The 19,753-nt window shown below is 52.8% G+C and carries 20 protein-coding genes and 2 pseudogenes; all 22 read left to right on the plus strand.

The features are described from left to right. Positions 1–46 precede the first annotated feature (46 nt). Positions 47–1,000, plus strand: a complete 954-nt coding sequence (nikB, locus tag H8S44_RS07460) for a nickel ABC transporter permease (protein ID WP_243167515.1) — start codon at positions 47–49, stop codon at positions 998–1,000. Further along, a complete protein-coding gene (gene nikC / locus H8S44_RS07465) occupies positions 997–1,809 on the plus strand; it encodes a nickel transporter permease (RefSeq protein ID WP_186871920.1) in 813 nt (270 codons plus the stop codon). The genes nikB (H8S44_RS07460) and nikC overlap by 4 nt, the downstream gene beginning before the upstream one ends. Continuing rightward, complete coding sequence (locus H8S44_RS07470) at positions 1,802–2,575, plus strand: ABC transporter ATP-binding protein (RefSeq protein WP_186871921.1); 774 nt, start codon at positions 1,802–1,804, stop codon at positions 2,573–2,575. Before nikC ends, H8S44_RS07470 begins: the two co-directional genes overlap by 8 nt. A 3-nt stretch (positions 2,576–2,578) precedes the next feature. Next, a complete protein-coding gene (locus H8S44_RS07475) occupies positions 2,579–3,322 on the plus strand; it encodes an ABC transporter ATP-binding protein (protein ID WP_186871922.1) in 744 nt (247 codons plus the stop codon). 239 nt (positions 3,323–3,561) lie between these two features. Then, complete coding sequence (locus H8S44_RS07480; protein WP_186872243.1) at positions 3,562–3,783, plus strand: MetQ/NlpA family ABC transporter substrate-binding protein; 222 nt, start codon at positions 3,562–3,564, stop codon at positions 3,781–3,783. 374 nt (positions 3,784–4,157) lie between these two features. Beyond that, positions 4,158–5,333 (plus strand): ABC transporter substrate-binding protein, encoded by a 1,176-nt coding sequence (locus H8S44_RS07485; RefSeq protein ID WP_186871923.1) that lies wholly within the window; start codon positions 4,158–4,160, stop codon positions 5,331–5,333. Positions 5,334–5,339: 6 nt separating this feature from the next. Beyond that, positions 5,340–6,107 (plus strand): class I SAM-dependent methyltransferase, encoded by a 768-nt coding sequence (locus H8S44_RS07490; protein WP_186871924.1) that lies wholly within the window; start codon positions 5,340–5,342, stop codon positions 6,105–6,107. Continuing rightward, on the plus strand, positions 6,104–7,108 hold the full coding sequence (locus H8S44_RS07495) for a FecCD family ABC transporter permease (RefSeq protein WP_186871925.1): 1,005 nt from the start codon (positions 6,104–6,106) through the stop codon (positions 7,106–7,108). The genes H8S44_RS07490 and H8S44_RS07495 overlap by 4 nt, the downstream gene beginning before the upstream one ends. Then, positions 7,105–7,890: an ABC transporter ATP-binding protein gene (locus H8S44_RS07500; protein WP_186871926.1), complete on the plus strand. Its 786-nt coding sequence runs from the start codon at positions 7,105–7,107 to the stop codon at positions 7,888–7,890. The genes H8S44_RS07495 and H8S44_RS07500 overlap by 4 nt, the downstream gene beginning before the upstream one ends. 356 nt (positions 7,891–8,246) lie before the next feature. Then, on the plus strand, positions 8,247–9,146 hold the full coding sequence (locus H8S44_RS07505) for a LysR family transcriptional regulator (RefSeq protein ID WP_186871927.1): 900 nt from the start codon (positions 8,247–8,249) through the stop codon (positions 9,144–9,146). Between the two features lie 149 nt (positions 9,147–9,295). Further along, positions 9,296–10,240, plus strand: a complete 945-nt coding sequence (gene nikB / locus H8S44_RS07510; RefSeq protein ID WP_186871928.1) for a nickel ABC transporter permease — start codon at positions 9,296–9,298, stop codon at positions 10,238–10,240. Beyond that, positions 10,237–11,067, plus strand: a complete 831-nt coding sequence (locus H8S44_RS07515) for an ABC transporter permease (protein WP_186871929.1) — start codon at positions 10,237–10,239, stop codon at positions 11,065–11,067. Before nikB (H8S44_RS07510) ends, H8S44_RS07515 begins: the two co-directional genes overlap by 4 nt. A gap of 41 nt (positions 11,068–11,108) precedes the next feature. Further along, positions 11,109–12,707: an ABC transporter substrate-binding protein gene (locus tag H8S44_RS07520; RefSeq protein ID WP_186871930.1), complete on the plus strand. Its 1,599-nt coding sequence runs from the start codon at positions 11,109–11,111 to the stop codon at positions 12,705–12,707. After that, positions 12,707–13,495 (plus strand): ABC transporter ATP-binding protein, encoded by a 789-nt coding sequence (locus tag H8S44_RS07525; protein ID WP_186871931.1) that lies wholly within the window; start codon positions 12,707–12,709, stop codon positions 13,493–13,495. The genes H8S44_RS07520 and H8S44_RS07525 overlap by 1 nt, the downstream gene beginning before the upstream one ends. Continuing rightward, complete coding sequence (locus H8S44_RS07530; RefSeq protein WP_186871932.1) at positions 13,492–14,256, plus strand: ABC transporter ATP-binding protein; 765 nt, start codon at positions 13,492–13,494, stop codon at positions 14,254–14,256. The genes H8S44_RS07525 and H8S44_RS07530 overlap by 4 nt, the downstream gene beginning before the upstream one ends. A 163-nt stretch (positions 14,257–14,419) precedes the next feature. Continuing rightward, the gene (locus H8S44_RS07535) at positions 14,420–15,178 is read left to right on the plus strand and encodes a class I SAM-dependent methyltransferase (RefSeq protein ID WP_186871933.1); all 759 of its coding nucleotides are present in this window, start codon (positions 14,420–14,422) and stop codon (positions 15,176–15,178) included. Between the two features lie 20 nt (positions 15,179–15,198). Continuing rightward, on the plus strand, positions 15,199–15,939 hold the full coding sequence (locus H8S44_RS07540) for a class I SAM-dependent methyltransferase (RefSeq protein ID WP_186871934.1): 741 nt from the start codon (positions 15,199–15,201) through the stop codon (positions 15,937–15,939). 147 nt (positions 15,940–16,086) lie between these two features. Further along, positions 16,087–16,575: pseudogene (locus tag H8S44_RS16840) on the plus strand (MetQ/NlpA family ABC transporter substrate-binding protein); the annotation flags it as partial. A gap of 78 nt (positions 16,576–16,653) precedes the next feature. Then, positions 16,654–16,935 (plus strand): annotated as a pseudogene (locus H8S44_RS16845) (MetQ/NlpA family ABC transporter substrate-binding protein); the annotation flags it as partial. 161 nt (positions 16,936–17,096) lie between these two features. Continuing rightward, on the plus strand, positions 17,097–18,110 hold the full coding sequence (locus H8S44_RS07550) for a methionine ABC transporter ATP-binding protein (protein WP_186871936.1): 1,014 nt from the start codon (positions 17,097–17,099) through the stop codon (positions 18,108–18,110). Further along, entirely contained in the window at positions 18,100–18,807 is a 708-nt protein-coding gene (locus tag H8S44_RS07555) for a methionine ABC transporter permease (RefSeq protein WP_186871937.1), read from the plus strand. Before H8S44_RS07550 ends, H8S44_RS07555 begins: the two co-directional genes overlap by 11 nt. A 36-nt stretch (positions 18,808–18,843) precedes the next feature. Then, the gene (locus H8S44_RS07560; protein ID WP_186871938.1) at positions 18,844–19,740 is read left to right on the plus strand and encodes a ComEC/Rec2 family competence protein; all 897 of its coding nucleotides are present in this window, start codon (positions 18,844–18,846) and stop codon (positions 19,738–19,740) included. Positions 19,741–19,753: the final 13 nt, after the last annotated feature.

A 19,753-nucleotide genomic window follows, 5' to 3' on the forward strand; every position in this document is an offset into this window, starting at 1 on the left:
GGGGGCGGTGCAGAAAATCTGCACCGCTTCTGGCGTGGAGGTTTTCATGCGTCTGATAAAATACAGTATAAATAAAACAGGACAGCTGATTCTGATATTCCTCGGCATTACCTTTCTTTCCTTTTGCCTGACTTATCTGGCACCCAGCGATCCGGCTGAAATCCAGCTGAATAAAACGGGCGTGGCGCCCACGGAGGAGCTTTTGGAAAAGACCAGGGAGGAAATGGGATTGAACAGACCGTTTCCGGTACAATACGCAGACTGGCTGAAGGGAATTCTCAGCGGAGATATGGGAACATCGCTGCGTAACGGAAAACCCGTTCTGGACGAGCTTCGGAAGGCCCTTCCCGTAACGCTGATCCTGACTTTTTTTTCCATGCTTGTGGTTACGGTTTTATCCGTTCCGCTGGGAATCGTATGCGCCAGATTTCAGGACAGCTTTCTGGACAGGACGGTACGGTTTATAACGTATCTCCTGGCTTCCCTGCCTTCTTTCTTTCTTGCGCTTTTGTTTCTCTATCTTTTCAGTGTAAAGCTTCGGTGGTTCCCGGTGATTGCCTCAAAAAACGGGTCGAAGGGCTATATTATGCCGGTACTGGTTCTGGCGTTGTCATTAAGCTCCTGGTATATCCGGCAGGTGAGAGTCGTCGTGCTGGACGAGCTGGCAAAAGGGTATGTGGCAGGAGAAAGATCCAGAGGAGTGCCGGAATGGCAGATTTTGTTCCGGCATGTGCTGAAAAACTGTATGCTGCCGCTTTTGACGCTGCTGGGAATTTCTTTTGCGGGAATGCTGGGAGGTACCACCATTGTAGAAAATATTTTTTCCCTGCAGGGACTGGGAAAGATGGCCATGGATGCGATTTCGGCGAGAGACTATCCGGTCATTCAGGCGTATGTGGTATGGCTTGCGCTGATTTTTCTGGCGATCAATTTCCTGATAGATTTGTCTTATGGATGGATTGATCCGAGAGTCCGGGCCGGACAGGAGAGGGAAGCATGAAGAAGAAAAAAGCGCTCATAATGTTGAGCATTCTTTTTATATTTTTGATTTTAACAGTGGTCGGGAGAAGGTTTGCGCCCCATGATCCCTATCAGTCGAGCCTGATGGATGCAAACCGGGCGCCATGCGCAGAATATCCACTCGGAACAGACAATCTGGGACGCTGCGTGCTTTCACGTATTCTGGAGGGCGCCACAGTATCGGTATATTCGGCTCTCGGCGTAGTGGCCGTGGTATTTTCAGTGGGTACGCTGATCGGAATTGTGGCGGGCTATGGAGGAGGCTGGCTCGATCAGCTTCTGATGAAGATCACGGTGGTATTTCAGGCTTTCCCCAGCTTTATCCTGGCGGTGGCGATTGCGGGAATGTTGGGACCGGGATTGAAAAACGCGATGCTTTCCCTTGTGGTTATGTATTGGACCACTTACGCAAGACTAGCAAGAAGCCTTGTGCTTCAGCTGAAAAATGAAACCTATATTCAGGCGGCGAGGATATGCGGGGCCAAAAAGCGGCAGATCTTGTTTCGCCATATTTTGCCGGGTATTCTCTCTCCCATGCTGCTGACGGCGGTTCTGGATATCAGCAATGTGATTTTAAGTATGGCGGGGCTGTCCTTTCTGGGTCTGGGAGTTCAGGCTCCCATGGCAGAATGGGGACTTATGATTAGCAACGGAAAGGCGTTTTTGCAGACGGCTCCCTGGCTGATTCTGTTTCCAAGTCTGGCGTTGTTCCTGACGGTGATACTGTTTAACGTAACCGGTGACAGTCTCCGGGACGCGCTGAACGAGAGGGGGGAAACGGATGTTTGAGGTAGACGGACTTCAGATCACATACGGAAAAACGGAAGTAGTGCACCGAGTGAGCTTTGGTGTGAAGCCGGGAGAAATCATCGGGATTGTGGGAGAAAGCGGAAGCGGGAAGAGCACCATGCTGAAGGGAATTCTGGGCATTCTGGATAATCCGGGACAGGTGACCGGCGGACAGATAAGATATGAGGGAACGGATCTTCTTGGCCTTCCCCGGAACAGGCTGCGCCAGCTTTGCGGAAATGAGCTCGCGATGCTGTCTCAACATCCGGAGCTGTCCCTGGATCCGCTCTGGAAGACGGGGAAAACCTATTATGAGACTGTGCGGGCGCACAGAAAGATCACAAAGGGGCAGGCGGAGAGGGAAGCCGTGGAAATCATGAGATTGCTTCGTCTGGAAAATCCGGAACGGATTCTGAATTCCTATCCATTCGAATTGTCAGGCGGAATGTGTCAGAGAGTAGCGTTGGCCATCGCCATTGCGAATCGGCCCAGGCTCCTGCTGGCAGATGAACCTACCAGCGCGCTGGACGTAACGGTGCAGAAGCAGGTGATAGATACGATGCTGGATCTTCGGAAGCAGTTTGGAACAGCGATTGTAATTGTATCCCATAATATGGGAGTCATTGCAGCGATGGCGGATAAGGTCGGGGTTATGAAAAAGGGAGAACTGGTGGAATGGGGAAGCCGGGAACAGGTTCTCTATCATCCGGAGCACCTTTATACACAGAAGCTAATCAAGGCAATTCCCAGAATGGGCAGGAGGTAGCGTATGCCGGAATATATTCTGACAGCAGAGCATTTGAAAAAGGTTTTCCGAGGCCGTGAAAAGTATGGAAAAAAGGGAAAAGACATCTGCGCGGTGGAGGATGTGAGCTTCTGCCTGCGAAAGGGAGAAAGCCTGGGGCTGATAGGCGAGAGCGGAAGCGGTAAAAGTACGGTGGCCTATATGACGGCGGGGCTTCTCAAGCCGACCGAGGGAACAATACATTTTTACGGGAATTATATGCAGATGGTATTCCAGGATCCGATAAAATCCCTGAATCCACACAGAACGGTGGTGGACAATATCTGCGAGGGCCTGATTTACCGGAAAAACGGGAAATCGATGGCTGAAATCCGGAAGCTTGCGCTGGAAGCCATGGATCTGGTTCATCTGGATCGCAGCTACGCAGGGAGAAAGGGAAGAGAGCTGTCCGGAGGGGAATGTCAGAGAGCCACCATTGCCCGGGCGATTCTGATTAAACCGGAGCTGCTGATCTGTGATGAGGTTACCAGCGCGCTGGACGTTTCCGTACAGGCCCAGATTATGGAACTATTGAGTGAACTGAAGCGGCAGATGGGACTTTCCTATCTGTTTATCTCCCATGATATCGCATTGGTCAGTCATTTCTGCGACCGGGTAGCAGTCATGTACAGGGGAAGAATTGTGGAGGAAGGGGCAACCGGACAGGTGCTGGAGCATCCGCAGCAGGAATATACGAAGCAGCTTCTACAAGCGGTTTTAACCTTTTAAAGCCTGTATTACAGAAACAGTTACTTGCAATGCCGAAAAAGTCCAGTAAAATAAAACAAGTTACTAGACAAAGGGTATAGAGTCTCTGTAGTCTTACTTGACCAATAGGAAATACGGGTAATCAAAACAAGGAGGAGTACATTATGAGAAAGCTGACAAAGAAGCTGGCGGCACTGAACTTGGCATTGTAACGGTTGCGTCCCTGACCGCCTGCGGAGGAAGCTGAAGGACGGCGTGGCCTGAAGCCTACCGAGGACGCCTTGGCAGAGAAGAATGTGACACTGGATATCAAGGAGTTCACAGATTATGTACAGCCGAACAACGTGGTTGAGAAGAGCGGAGAGGTAGACGTCAACTACTTCCAGCACCAGCCTTATCTGGACGATTTCATCGAGCAGAACGGAACCCACGAGGTATCCGTGGTTTCTGCTCAAGGTAACGGTAAACAATCAAAGCTATAAAGCAGGTAATAAAGTGGGCAAGGTACAGTCATATAATAGATCACGCCAGTCCGTCGTTCGGCCAGGGCAGAGCTGCTCTTTTTGGATACAGGAAAAAGGAGCCGTGTGTAGACCAGACGTGAAAGGGCATCGTTCAGATCATACTTCAAAGAATGCCCTGCAGACCGCAAAGCGTCTGGGGTATCGGTGGGATCCGGAGGATGAGGCTGTTTATCAGTAAGGCGATTTACAAAAACGGGTAGCACAGAGAACAGATTCCGGAAAGGAATGGAATCACAGGAAGAAGAGGGATGACTAAGAACCCCCTCCGGGGCTTGGTGTGGAAAGGTCTGTCTTATATAATGGAGTTATTGAAAAAGAGAGGGAGGAACACCATGAGAAAAACAGCATTGTTCCTGAGCCTGTGCGTATTTATTTCCGCTATAGCAGGCTGCGGAGCACAGAAACAGGAAACACCGGAGACAGTCACGGAAGTGGTCGAAGAGACCGTGGAGAGCGGGGATACGAAAACCATCACCGATATGAGAGGAAAGGAAGTAGAGATTCCACAGGATCCGGAACGGGTAGCGATTCTGGATAAGGGCTTCCTTGTGCAGACCATGAGAGCTTTGGGCGTTACAGACAGAATCTGCGCCACCGGAGGCCTGATCACCGAAGCAGGCGATCCGGAGGAACGGGACAGCCTCTATCTGTTCCCGGAGATTATGGAACTGCCTATCATCGGATATCCCACGGATGCTGTGGATTTTGAGACCCTGGCGGGAGCCAATCCGGATCTGGTGATTTTGCGTAACAGCGAGTATATCAAGGACAGCGAGATCACAGCTGACGCTATTTCTAAGATCGAAGAGGATCTGGGGTTGCCGCTGGTGGTTATCAACGGCCCGGGTTGCTATGAGGAGCCTTCCCTGGAACAGCAATATGAGGGAATCAGGGTGCTTGGACAGGTATTTGGAAAAGAGGAGCGGGCTCAGGAGATCACGGCTTATATGCAGGAGCAGGTGGCGATGGTGCAGGAACGGACCGCAGAGATTCCGGAAGAGGACAGGCCTTCCGTCATGTACATCGGACTGCGGAATGACGATGGTGTGGGCGTGGTCTGGGGAGATAATTTCGGAGATGCCAAGTTTGCCGGCGAGTACGCGAATATCCGAAATGTCTATGAGGAACCGTCCCGGTCTACCATGTCCGCAGAACAGATCCTGACCCTGGATCCGGAGGTAATGATTCTGTGTACCAATTCCGTGCGTCCCAATCCCGACATCCTGAATACAGATCCGGCCTATGAGAATCTGCGGGGCGTCAGTGCTGTGAAAAACGGGCGTGTGACTTCCATCGGCCTCCTGACCTGGTGGGGAGACTTCCGCCTGGAGTTCCCTACGATTCTTCTGATAGCGGCCAAGTCAGCTTATCCGGAACAATTCCAGGATATAGAAGTAGGAAAATGGCTGAATGAGTATCACAGAGAACTGTATCAGGTGACGGAGGAAGAAGCGCAGCGGCTCAAAGAGATCCAGCAGCTGGACTGGATGGACAGTCGGGGCTTTTAAAGGAACATGGGAAATCAATATGACAGCCGGGAAGCGTCAGAGGCTTATGACCGGTCAGAAAAAATCCGAAAGGACGGGATAGCCCGTGCAGAGTCCATGAGCCTTGCTCCCGGGACGAAGGTACTGGATATCGGAAGCGGCCCGGGAGTGCTTGCGCTCCCTCTGGCCCGGCTTGGGTGTCGGGTGACGGCAGTGGAACCTTCCGGAGAAATGCGCAGGCTGCTCCGGCAGCATCTGGAGGAGGAAAACCTGCAGGATGTTAAGATTCTGCCTTATACCTGGGAGGAGGTTCCGGAAGAGGAGCTGGAGGATTATGACAGAATCGTGGCGTCTTATTCTTTGTATATGGAAGATTTCGGGGCGGCAGTCCGGAAAATGAACCGGCATTCCAAAGGAAAGGTAGAACTGTACTGGTTCGCGGGAGAGACCTCCTGGGAACGGGATCGGAGGCTGCTGTTCTGTGAGCCTGGAAAAGACAGCGGGGAAAAAGTGGGAAGAAAGATAGATACCCTTTATCAGATCCTGTACGATATGGGGATTTATGCGGATATCACGATGCTTACGGATACGTCCTTTGACAGGGAATATGATTCTTTCCGGGCGGCAGTGGAAGATATGCAGAAGAGGTATAAGATAACAGACGCAGAACTTCCCGTACTGGAACGGTATCTGGAAAGCCGCCTGAAGAAACAGGGCAATCTCTGGTATTACCGGGATTTAACCCATTACGCGAAGCTGTCCTGGAATGTCCCGGAACGGGAGGAAGAAGCATGAGACGAAAAAGGATCTGTCTACTGGCCGGCATGATGGTGTTTTTACTCATGATGATTCTGTCGGTTCACTTCGGAAACTATCCGGTCCGGGTACAGGAGATAGGACAGGTAATAGGGGCGCATCTGAGGGGAATGGTTTATCCGGATTCCAATGTGGATACCATTGTCTGGAAGATCCGGCTTCCCAGAGTACTGACGGCAGCGATGACGGGGGTTCTGCTCAGTGTGTCGGGAGCCGTGTTTCAGGGAATCTTCCGCAATCCTCTGGTGGAACCCTATGTGCTGGGCGTATCCTCCGGGGCTGCCTTTGGTGCCGCGGCCTGCATCGTATTTTCCTGGACCTTTATTTCCAAAGGGGCGGCGGCTTTCCTGTTTGCCATGCTGGCCATGGCACTGGCCTATGGCTTTGCATTTGAAAAAGAGGAGATACCGGTAGTACGGCTGATTCTGTCCGGCATGATTATATCCTCCGTGTTTACGGCGCTTCTGAACTTTCTGAAGGTGGCGGCTTCTGACAGCAAACTGCGGGAGATTACCTTCTGGACCATGGGCGGTTTTTATACCTCAGAGTGGAAGGGAGCCCTGCGCTTGACCGTGATCGCGGTTCTGGGCCTGATCCTTACGTGCGGCTATGGCTGGAAGCTGAATGTGCTGGCCATGGGGGAACAGGAGTGCCGGACTCTGGGAATTCATGCGGGGAGGCTGAAACTGCTTCTGATTGCTTCCGCCACGTTTCTGACGGCGTCCTGTGTGGCAGAAGCCGGAATTATTTCCTGGGTGGGCCTGATGATTCCCCATGGAGCCCGGATGCTGATTGGACCGGATCACCGGTATATGATTCCTTTTTCCGCTTTGCTGGGAGGAACCTTTCTGGTACTCTGCGATACGCTGGCCCGCACTCTGATGATGGGGGAGCTTCCGGTGAGTATTGTGACCTCTATTCTGGGAGCGCCCTATCTGATTTATCTGCTCAGGCAGAACAGGAAGGTATATTTTGAATGAAAGCAGAAGATAGAAAAGTGGAATTCTGCATACAGGATGTGGAATTTTCCTATGAGAAAAAGAAAATATTGAAGGGGATCCGGGCGGACTTCCGGGGAGCCGGAGTCTACGGAATCTTCGGGCCAAACGGTTCCGGAAAGAGCACGCTGTTAAAGTGCTGTTCCGGTATTCTGAAACCGGAAAGGGGCAGCATCCTGGTACAGAACCGGGCGGTGAACAGAATGAGCTGTCAGGAACGAAGCCGTCTGCTCGCCTGCGTTCCCCAGGAACACAGACTGTCTTTTCCGTTTACGGTGGAGGAAGTGGTTCTGATGGGGCGGACACCTTATCTGGGTGGAATCCGGGGGCCGAAAGGGGAAGACCGGGAAATGGCCTGGAGAGCCATGGAAGAAATCGGGATCACCGAGCTGTCTGACAGACCTTATACCCAGTTGTCCGGAGGGCAGAGGCAGCTGGTTCTGATGGCCCGGGCCCTGGCCCAGGATACGCCGGTGCTGATTCTGGACGAGCCCACCTCGGCCCTGGATTTCAAAAATCAGATGAAGGTCTTTGAGATTCTGCGGACATTGGCAGCAAAGGGAAAGCTGATTCTGGCCTGTACCCACGATCCCAATCATGTGAAATGGTTCTGCGATCAGGTACTGATCCTGAAGGAGGGAGAAGTCATGGCCCGGGGAGCAGTGAGCGATACGCTGACCCAGCATTGTCTGGAAAGTCTGTACGGACAGATCTGTCAGCTGCAGAATGATGTGATTATTCCCAAAAGGAATGCGTGTGCATAGAAAAAAGGAGATAGCTGAAAGGGCGGAAAGAACCCCCGCCGGGGCTTGCAGGAAGCCGGAAGATTTGTTAAGCTTGAATCATCCCGATTATAAACATTCTATTCAAAAAAACACAAAGAGAATCGTGTTCGGAAAGCACGGTTCTTTTTGGCTCTATAGGAAACACCGTGTTACGTTAAAGCGTGAAAGGTATGATTCCTATAGAGCAAAAAGCCCCTCCGGGGGATCGCACTGCGGCGGAATGGAATGATGTCGCTAAAGCGACCCGCCGCAGGCGGAGAATCCTGCAGAGCAGGATTCTATTTTACTGAACTGATAGGGGACAGATCAGATAGAACAGGAAAGGAAATCAAACCATGGAAATCCGACAGCTCCGCTGCTTCGTAACCTGCGTGGAGGCAGGCTCCTTTACAGCAGCGGCAGAACTTTTATACACCACCCAGTCCTCGGTCAGCAAGACCATTCACGCCATGGAGCATGAGCTTCAGACAGAACTTTTTGAACGGACAGGAAGGGGAATCCGGTTGACAGCCCGGGGACAGGAGCTTTATAACTATGCGGTCAACGTGCTGGATACCATGGAACAGATCGAGCAGCTGGCCGGAAAAAGTCCGGTGCGCAGTCTGAAGGTATCGGTGAATCCGTCCTCCTGGATGGAAGCGGCATTTACGGAGTTTTATGAGCGTGCTTTTCAGAAAGACGATTATTATGAATACTTCGAGGGAAATGTCCGGGACGTCATCGAGCGGGTACAGAAAGGACAGGACGATCTGGGCTTCATTTATCTGTTGAAGGAACAGAGCGCCTCTGCCCGGTTCCTGATGCGGAAGTACCAGCTGCAGTTTGAGCCCCTGAAACGGATTCAGTTGATGCTTTACGGAGGAAATAAGGTAGGGCAATTTCCGCCGGCGGACGGAGAACTCCGCCTGGTTCAGGGAAGCCAGACAGAGGTGCGTCCGGAGGATGTGCTGCGTCTGGGAGCCATAGAGGGTATTTCCCTGGAATCGCCGCAGACGTCTGTGACCACGAACAGCGGATCGCTGCTCCGCCATCTGCTGGAGCATTCTGATCTCTGGAATCTGAGCAGTGAAAGCCTGGATGGAACCTACAGCGGTACAGAGGGAATCCTGCTGGAGGGAAAAGAAAATGAGGTACTGTTCGGCTGTGTCAGTAGAAACGAGGAACAGCTGGGCGAACTGGAGAAAGAATTTATCGCATATGTAAAGAAAAAACTGGAAAATTCCAAAAAGGAATGAAAATACAGGAAAAACAGGAATACAGAACAACCCCGCCGGGGGCTTGTGAAAAAACCACTCCTGCCTTACAATTTTATCAGAGAATAAAAATGTCCGAAATCCGATGTTTAGATTTTCGGGCATTTTTGTTGTGGAAAGGATTGTAATACATGAGAAACTATGTCTTAAAAAGACTTTTGCAGCTAATCCCCATTTTGCTGGTTATCACGTTTTTGTCCTTTGGCATGATGCGGCTGGCGGGCAGCGACGCCGTCCTGCAGAAGATGGAGAATACCGGCATGGTGGTGTCCCAGGAGGTCATCGACAAGGCCAGGGCGGAGCTGGGACTGGATAAGCCCTTTCTGACCCAGTATTTTGTGTGGTTGAAAAATCTGCTTCACGGCGATATGGGGACCAGCTATATTTCCGGGAAAGAGGTATTTCCCACCTTCCTGTCGAAGCTTCCGGCCACCCTGCTTCTGACAGCAGTATCCATCGGACTGACCATTGTGATATCGATTCCGTTGGGCGTGCTGGCGGCAGTGAAGCAGAACCGCTTTACCGATTACCTGATCCGCTTTTGCAGTTTTATCGGCAACAGCATGCCGAATTTCTTTGTGGCGCTGCTGCTGATGTTCTTTTTCTCCATACGGCTTGGTTGGTTCCCGGTGATTTCAGACGGCGTCGGCGCGAAGAGTGTGGCCCTTCCGGCCCTTACTCTGGCGATTGCCATGTCGGCCAAGTATCTCCGGCAGGTACGGGCTACGGTGCTGGATGAACTGGGAAAGAGCTATGTGACAGGAGCCAGGGCCAGAGGCGTGCGGTTTTCTGTAACATTAGTAAGAAGTGTATTGAAAGCTTCGCTGGTTACGATTATCACACTGCTGACACTCTCCATAGGAAGCCTGCTGGGCGGCACAGCCATTGTAGAATCCATCTTCCTCTGGGACGGCGTCGGAAAACTGGCGGTAGACGCCATCAGCATGCGGGATTATCCCATGATACAGGCCTATGTCATGTGGATGGCGATCATTTATGTGGGTATTAATCTGATTACGGATCTTTCCTACCGACTTTTGGATCCGAGAATCCGACTGGGAGGGATGGAAGTATGAGTACGCCGGAAAAAAAGCGGATCCGCGGCAGACTGATTTTCTTTTCCCTGCTGGCGTTGGGACTTCTGCTGGCGGCGGTGTTTGCGGACAGGCTTACCCCCTTTGATCCCAACGCCCAGGATATGAGTGCGTCTCTCCAGGCGCCGGGCGGCGTTCATCTGGCGGGAACCGATCGGTTCGGCAGGGATATGTTTTCCAGAATTCTGGTGGGACTCCGGACCAGTCTGCTGGCGACGCTGACCCTGGTGGCGGTGATTACCGTGGCAGGAACCGTGGCAGGCGTGTTGGCTGGTTACCTGGGCGGCGCGCCGGACGCAGTACTGATGCGGATTTCCGACGTCTGTCTGGCTTTTCCGGGACTGGTGTTTGCCATGGCCATAGCGGCTCTTTTAAATGGCGGCATCGGCAATGCGGTGTTGGCCCTGGCGCTGATCAGTTGGCCCAAATATGCCCGGATTGCCCGGAGCCAGACGCTGACGGTGAAGAGCAGTAACTATATTGCGGCAGTGCGGCTTTCCGGTTCGGGGCCGGTGAAAATGATCGGAAAGCATATTTTACCGAATATTCTGGGACCGGTGCTGGTGACCTCCATGCTGGATATCGGAACCATGCTGATGGAACTGGCCGGACTGTCCTTCTTAGGCCTGGGCGCGCAGCCGCCCACGGCAGAGCTGGGTAACATGATGAGCGGCGGCCGGAGTATGCTGCAGACTTACCCCTGGGTGGTACTTGGCCCCGGTGTCGCGATTTTTATTACGGTTGTGGTTTTTAATCTGCTGGGAGACGCGGTACGGGATTATCTCGATCCGCACAGTGGAAAAAGATAATAGATAGATAAAAAATATAATTCAGAAAGGAACAGAATAAGATGAAGACATGGAAAAAGAGCGCGGCGATTGTACTGGCACTGATGATGGCAGCAGGAAGCCTGACAGGCTGCGGCGGGAACAAGGCAAAAGAAAACAGCAGCAATACCGATAAAAACAGTACAGAGGATACCGCAGGCAAGACCTCCTTCGTCTTCGGCGATACCACCTTCAATCCGGAAAACGAGGAAGCCGATGTGAATCCCCACAATACCTACGCAGGCTGGGCCTGTATCCGTTACGGCATCGGAGAGACCCTGTTCCATTACTCCGATTCCATGGAAATCGAGCCCTGGCTGGCGGAAAGCTACGAGAATCCGGACGAGCTGACCTGGGTGATTCAGCTTCGGGATGACGTCACCTTTTCCAGTGGACGCAAACTGGACGCAGAGGCGGTGAAAGAGTGTCTGGAGCATCTGGTGGCGGTACATGAGCGGGCCAAAGGCGATCTGCTGATCGATTCCATTACAGCAGACGGTCAGACTCTGACTATCAAAACCACAGAGCCAAGGCCGACGCTGCTGAATTATCTGTCTGACCCTTACGGTTGTATCATCGATATGGAAGCAGGCATCACAGACGATGGCGTCGTATCCGGCACCGGCCCCTATAAGGTGGTTTCACTGGTTTCCGGCGAGCGCCTGGAGCTGGAGAAAAATGATACCTACTGGAACGGCACCCCGGGTTTTGATACCATTACCGTCCGCACCATTTCCGACGGAGATACCCTGACCATGGCATTGCAGTCCGGTGAGATCGATGCGGCTTACGGCATGCCCTATGCCAGCTATCCCCTGTTCCAGAATGACAATTATACCTTCTCCAGCTGCGCCACTTCCCGTGCGTTCTTTGCGCATATGAATTTTGAAAGCCCGATTATCCAGGACGCAGCAGTACGGAAAGCCATTGCCATGGGTATCGATAAGGAAAGCTTTGTGAATACCCTGCTGGATGGCAACGGCTATGCGGCTATCGGCGTGTATCCGGATAACTTCAGCTTCGGCGGCGACGCGGTTCATACGGAAAATTATGATCCGGAGGGAGCAAAGCAGGTACTGGAGGACGCAGGCTGGACAGATACGGACGGAGACGGCATTCGGGAGAAAGACGGTACAAAGCTGGCCATCCGCTGGCTCACCTATCCCAGCCGTCAGGAGCTGCCCCTTCTGGCTGAGTCCGTACAGGCGACCCTGAAGGACATCGGAATCGACGTATCCATCAACAGCACAGCCGATCACAACAGCATCCGCAAGGATTCCTCTGCCTGGGACGTCTATGCCAGCGCCATGGTCACAGCGCCCACCGGAGATCCGGAATACTTCTTTACGACCCATTGCCTGGACAGCTCTGCAGTCAACAACGGCCACTATCATTCTGACAAGCTGGAGGCTCTGGAGGCAGAGATGGCCGGAACCTTTGACACCGAGCGCCGTAGCGAACTGGCGGTGGAGATGCAGCAGACCATTCTGGATGATAATGCTTTTGTTTTCTGCTCTCATCTGAAAATGAGCATGATTTCCAAGGCAGGCGTGACAGGACTTGTGGCCCATCCCTGCGATTTCTATGAAATTACGGTGGATCTGGCTCCGGTAAATGAGTGATGTGTGAATTATTAACCTTTCAGAATGTAAGCGTTGCTTTCCATAAAAATACAGTGGTCCATCAGGTGAACTTTTCCCTGAAGCCCGGGGAGAGCCTGGGCATCGTGGGAGAGTCCGGAAGCGGAAAAAGCACGATTCTGAAGGCGGCCATGGGGATTCTGGAAAATGGTGGAAGGGTGACGGAGGGACAGATTCTCTTTCAGGGCAGAAATCTCTGTGAAATGAAAGAAAAGGAGCTTAGGACCATCCGGGGTGCCGGGATTAGTATGATTTTTCAGGATGCAGGCGCTTCCTTAAGCCCCATTCGTACCATCGGAGAACAGATTCACGAAAGTATGTCGGCACATCAGAAGATTTCCAGACAGGAGGCGTTTCAAAAGGCTATGGGGCTTTTCGAAAAGCTACATTTTCAGAATGGGGAGCGGGTCTGGAACAGCTATCCCTTCGAGCTGTCCGGCGGTATGAACCAGCGGGTGGGCATCGTACTTGCCATGCTGATGGAGCCACCCCTTTTACTGGCAGACGAGCCCACCAGCGCCCTGGATGTGGCAGTTCAGAAGCAGGTGGTGCAGGAAATGAAACGGCTGCGGGAGGAGTTCGGAACAGCAGAGATTCTGGTGACCCATGATATCGGCGTGGTGCGGGCCATGGCGGACCGGATACTGGTTTTAAAGGAAGGCAGAGTCGTGGAATACGGTGCGGCAGAGAAGGTACTGACCGAGCCGGAAGCATCCTATACAAAGGAACTGCTGGCGGCAGTTCCGAGACTTCGGAGGAATCCCGGATGAGCGAGACGGTTTTGAAAACAGAAAACCTGACAAAGATTTTTATGGTACGGGGAAAGAAAGCGTTCGCCGCCGTGGATCATGTGAGTTTTCAATTGAAAAAAGGTGAGACCCTGGGAATCATCGGAGAATCCGGCTGCGGGAAAAGCACCCTGGCAAAGCTTCTCTGCCGCCTGCAGGAGCCGACGGAAGGAACGGTGGAGCTGTGCGGACAGGATATTACAAAGGCGCGGGGAGCGGAGCTTTGTTCTGCGTACCGTCATATCCAGATGGTATTTCAGGATCCGGTCAGCTCCTTTGACCCGCGGAAGACCCTGGGGGACGGGATCGGAGAAAGCCTTCGGAATACGGGAAAAAGCCGGAGAGAAGCAGAACTGCGGGTACGGGAACTGCTGAAACAGTGCGGGCTTCCGGGAGAGTTCGCGGGCCGCTACCCCCATGAGGTCAGCGGAGGCCAGTGTCAGCGGGCGGCTATCGCCAGAGCCCTGGCGGTGGAACCGGAGGTTCTGATCTGTGATGAGTCCACTTCTGCCCTGGATGTGACGGTGCAGAAAAAAATCATGGAGCTGCTTGGAAGGCTTCGCGTGGATACAGGCATTTCCTGCATCTTTATCTGTCATAATCTGGCTCTGGTGCAGGATTTCTGTGACAGGCTTCTGGTCATGTATCAGGGAAAAATCATCGAGGAAGGCACGCCGGATGAAGTGATTTTCTGCCCGAAGGAAGCCTATACGCAGATGCTGGTGGATTCCGTTCTCGGATAAAAAGGAAAGAAAATAACAGGAAAACGTTTGAGTAAAAAGCGTGAAACTCTATCCCCCGGGGAGGCTTGTGGCTCTTCCGGGGGTTATGCTATACTTTTTATCGATAAGAAAGCGCGGCTAAAACGGGAAAACAAGGCTGCGCGGGGTACGGGAGAGAGACAACATGGGACAGATGCTGGAACGAATTGAAGAGTACTGGACAAACAGAGCGGAAGGGTATTCACAGGTAAATCAGGAGGAGCTGGCGACCGATCAGAAGAACCGGTGGCTGAAAGCGCTGGAAGCGGAATTTCCTCATCGGGATCCGAAGAACATTCAGGTGTTGGACATCGGAACCGGCCCGGGCTTCTTCGCCATTATTCTGGCGAAGGCAGGCTATCAGGTGACAGCCGTGGATTACACAGAGGAGATGCTCTGCAAGGCGAAGGAAAACGCGGGACGCTACGCGGATAAGATCCGCTGGATGCGCATGGACGCCCAGAAGCTGGAGCTTCCGGACAACCAGTTCGATGTGGCCGTATCCCGGAACCTGACCTGGAATCTGGAGAACCCGGACGAGGCCTACAAGGAGTGGAAACGGGTGCTGAAACCCGGCGGACAGCTCCTGAATTTCGACGCCAACTGGTACGGCCATCTCTTTGACGCAGAGAAGCGTCGGGAGTACGAGGAAGACCGGAAACACGTGGAAGAGCAGGCCATGGAGGATCATTATATCGGTACGGATATTGATGAGATGGAGGCCATTGCCAGGAAGGTTCCCTTAAGTCCGGTGGTTCGTCCGGCCTGGGACATGCAGGTCTTAAAGGGCCTGGGCTTCCAGAGCGTCTGTTCCGATGAAAAGGTATGGCAGAGAGTCTGGAGCGATACAGAGAAAGTAAATTACGCATCCACACCGATGTTTATGATTAAGGCAGTAAAATAAAGTAAGGCGGTAATATAACGATGGAAGAGATAAAGAAAGAGATTTCTTCCTACTGGACCGGGCGAAGTGAAGACTTCGCCCGTCTTCGTGAGGAAGAGTTAAACAGTGAAATGGCCGGGCTCTGGCTTAAGGAGCTGGAGAAAGGACTGCCGGAGGGAGAAGGCTTACGGATCCTGGATGTGGGAACCGGCTGTGGCTTCTTCTCCGTGCTGCTGGCAAAGCTGGGTCATCAGGTGACCGGTATCGACCTGACTCCGGCCATGATTGAAAAAGCGAAACAGATCGCCAGGGAGCGCGGTGTGGAGGCAGACTTTGAAGTGATGGACGCGGAGCATCCGGATTTTCCGGAGGGCACCTTCGACGTAATCGTATCCCGGAACCTGACCTGGACTCTGCCCCACCCGGCGGAGGCTTACGGGGAGTGGCTGCGGGTATTGAAGCCCGGCGGCGTCCTGCTGAACTTCGACGGCGACTATGGCAAAGAGGAATTCACCGAGGAAATGGAAAGCTTGTCTGCGGATCATGCCCACCGTCGGTTGAGCTGTGGTCAGCTTGAGGAATGTGATAAAATTAAAGATCAGCTTTCCATCAGCGCCATGCGTCGGCCGGCCTGGGACGTGGAAGTGTTGAAGAACCTGGGTTGTGTGGACATGAACGTGGACAGTGAAGTTTACCGCCGCATATACGCAAGCGAAGACAGTCCCTTTTACAATCCAACCCCGATTTTCCGGCTGCAGGCACGGAAGGCAGGAGAAAGATAACAGTATATATTTCTTGCAAATACGGAAAAAGTCCGTTATGATAGAAAAAATAAGCGAAAACCGCTTGACAAATAAAAACGGAACCTCTATAATCCTACTTAACCAATAGGAAATACAGGTAACGTGAAAATTAAGGAGGAGTTTATTATGAGAAAGCTGACAAAGAAACTTGCGGCACTGGCACTTGGCGTGGTAACCGTAGCGTCCCTGACCGCTTGCGGCGGAAGCAGCAAGGGTATCACCATCGCCGTACCGAACGATACCACCAACGAGGCGAGAGCCCTTCTTCTTCTGGAAGAAAACGGTTACATTAAGCTGAAGGACGGCGCAGGCATCACCGCCACCGTAGCGGATATCTCTGAGAATCCCTACGACATCACCTTCAAAGAGGTGGAGGCAGCTCAGGTACCGAACGTACTGAAGGATGTGGACTACGCCATTATCAATTCCAACTACGCCATCGACGCAGGCCTGAACCCCACAGCAGACGCGCTGACCATGGAAGGATCCTCTTCCGCCTACAGTAACATCCTGGCTGTAAAGGAAGGCAATGAGGACACAGACAAGATCAAAGCCCTGAAGGCAGCCCTGGAGAGCCAGGCTGTAGCAGACTACATTACCGAAGAGTATGACGGAGCCGTAGTCAGCACCGTGGACAACCCCACAGACGGCTTTGACGCAAGTGTAGATTACGATACACTGGCAGGAACCACCATCACAGTAGCAGCATCTCCGGCGCCCCATGCAGACATCCTGAAAGTGGCAAAGGATATTCTGGCTGAGAAGGACATCACCCTGGACATCATGGAGTTCACCGACTATGTACAGCCGAACAACGTGGTAGACAGCGGAGAGGTAGACGCCAATTACTTCCAGCACAAGCCCTACCTGGATGATTTCAACGAGCAGAACGGTACCCACATCGTATCCGTGGCAGCTATCCACGTGGAGCCCATGGGACTGTACGGCGGCAAGCAGACAAGTCTGGACGCGATTACAAAATAGTGCTATAATATAGAGTAATTTTGATAAAAGGAATAGCCGACAGCCTGTGACAAGCAGACTGTCGGCCTTTCGGATCTTATTTGAAACTTGAGATTTGAACCTTATTTGAAGCTTACTTGAATTTTACACGGAGATTCCGGACGGAGGGTTTTATGATTGAAATTAAGAATTTGACCAAAGAATTCCAGACCGCAGACGGAACCGTGGAAGCGCTCCGGGATGTGAATCTGAACATTCAGGACGGCGATATCTACGGTATCATCGGTATGAGCGGCGCGGGAAAAAGTACACTGGTACGTTGCATCAATATGCTGGAACGGCCCACCAGGGGGCAGGTATTCATTGACGGCCAGGACATCGCGAAGCTGACGGATAAGGAGCTTCGGGCGGTGCGCCGGGACGTGACCATGATTTTCCAGGGCTTCAATCTGCTGATGCAGCGGACCTGCCTGAAAAATATCTGCTTTCCGCTGGAATTGGCAGGAATGGAGAAGGAAAAGGCAAAAAAGCGGGCACTGGAGCTTCTGGACGTGGTAGGACTTCCCGATAAGGCCAATGCCTATCCGGCCCAGCTCTCCGGCGGACAGCAGCAGCGAATCGCCATTGCGAGAGCCCTGGCCACGGATCCCAAAGTATTGCTTTGCGACGAGGCCACCAGCGCGCTGGATCCGAAGACCACCCATGCGATCCTGGAGCTGATCCGGGATATTAACCGGCGTCTCGGTATCACGGTCATCATCATCACCCATCAGATGAGCGTGGTGGAGGAGATCTGCAGCCGGGTGGCCATTCTGGATTCCGGCTCTGTGGTGGAAGAGGGCGTCGTGAGCGAAGTGTTCTCCAGCCCCAAGTCTGGGGCGGCCAAGCGTCTGGTATTCCCGGACGGTGCCGATGAGATCCTGGAGGAGGTTCCCGGGGAGCGTCGGATCCGCGTGGTATTCAGCGGCGCAGTGGCTTCCAGAGAACCGCTGATTGCGAAGATGGCCATGGAAGAGCAGATTACGGCCAGCATCCTGGGCGCGTCCACCAAGAGTATCGGGGATAAGGCTTACGGCAATATGCTGTTGGGACTGCCCGATGACGACGGCGTGGTAAAACGGGCCATTCAGTACTTAAGCAGCATTCCGGATGTACTGGTAGAGGAGGTAACAGGCGATGTTCGATAAATTATTTTCCCCGGAAACCATAGAAGAGACCCTGCGGATCCTGCAGACGGAGATCCCGCTGGCCTGCTGGGAGACCGTCTATGTGACCATTCTGGCCACGGCCTTTGCGGTCATCATTGGTCTGCCCCTTGGCGTCCTGCTGGTGGTAGGCGAGAAGGATGGCGTGCGGCCTCTGCCCAAGGGCGTCATGCATGTGCTGAATGTGATTATCAACCTGCTTCGTTCCGTTCCCTTCCTGATTCTGATGATCATGGTATTTCCGCTGACCAGACTTATTGTGGGAACTGCGGTAGGTACGGTGGCATCCATCGTGCCTCTGGTTATCGCGGCTTTCCCATTCGTGGCCCGTCTGGTGGAGGGAAGCCTCCGGGAGGTAAATCCGAATATCATCGAGATGGCCCAAAGTATGGGTGCGTCACCCTTCCAGATTATCATGAAGGTGCTGATTCCAGAGAGCGTACCATCCCTGATTTCAAACTTCACCATCGCCATTACCACCATTCTGGGATATTCCGCCATGAGCGGTATCATCGGAGGAGGAGGCCTGGGTAAGATCGCCATCAATTACGGCTATTACCGGTATAAATATCTGGTGATGCTCATTGCGGTGGTGCTGCTCATCGTGCTGGTGCAGATCTTCCAGAGCGTGGGAACCCGGCTTTCCGTGAAGTCCGATAAGCGGCTGAAGGGAAAGTAGGATAAGCAGAATAAGCAGAACAAGTAGGATAACAGGATGAGAAAACACGCGACAGCAGGAGGGGGACTTCGGCGGATCCTGAGCCGGAATCTGCTGATTATATTCCTGAGCATGGCCCTGTCGGGCTGCATGCCCGGAGGTTCTTCCGGAACCGGGAATCAGGACTGGGACAATGCGGAACAGAAGTTGAAGGTGACCTTCTTTGATGTGGGAAAGGGAGACGCCATGTTGCTGGAATCCGCGGGTCAGGCCATGCTTATTGACACCGGCTATGATGACAGCTGCCGGGTGATTCTGGATTATCTGGAAAAACAGCAGATTCAGAGGCTGGACGCACTGGTCATCACTCATTTTGATAAGGATCATGTGGGCGGAGCTGATAAAATCCTGGATGCGGTGCAGGTGGAGCGGGTGTTACAGCCCGATTATGATTCCGGGAGCCGCCAGTCGGAGGAATATCGACAGGCCCTGGAGCAGCAGGGTATGACGCCGGATCGGATCCGGGAAAAGCAGGAGTTTTCCTTTGGAGAAAGCCGGTGTGAGATCTGGCCGCCCGAGCAGGAAAGCTACAAGGAGCCGGATAACGACTTTTCCCTGGTACTGCGGGTCATCTGCGGGGACACGGCCTTTCTTTTTGCGGGAGACTGCGAGGAGGAGCGTCTGACAGAGCTTCTGGAGGATCCGGAGGCGGAGCTTGCGGCCCAGGTATTGAAAGTGCCCCATCACGGGCGAAAAGAGAAAAATTCCCGGGAGTTTCTCGAAGCGGTATCGCCGGAGATTGCGGTGATTACCTGTTCGGAAGAGGAACCACCCTCGGATAAAGTAATAAAAATGCTGCAAAAGCTGAGGACAGAGACTTATCTTACCTCAGAGGGAACTGTCACCTGTATCACAGACGGCAGGAATATCCTGTGCAGCCAGGAAGCAGAATAAGGAGGAAAAGAAC

The organism is Anaerosacchariphilus hominis (genome assembly GCF_014290175.1).
GTDB classification, from domain to species: Bacteria; Bacillota; Clostridia; order Lachnospirales; family Lachnospiraceae; genus Laedolimicola; species Laedolimicola hominis.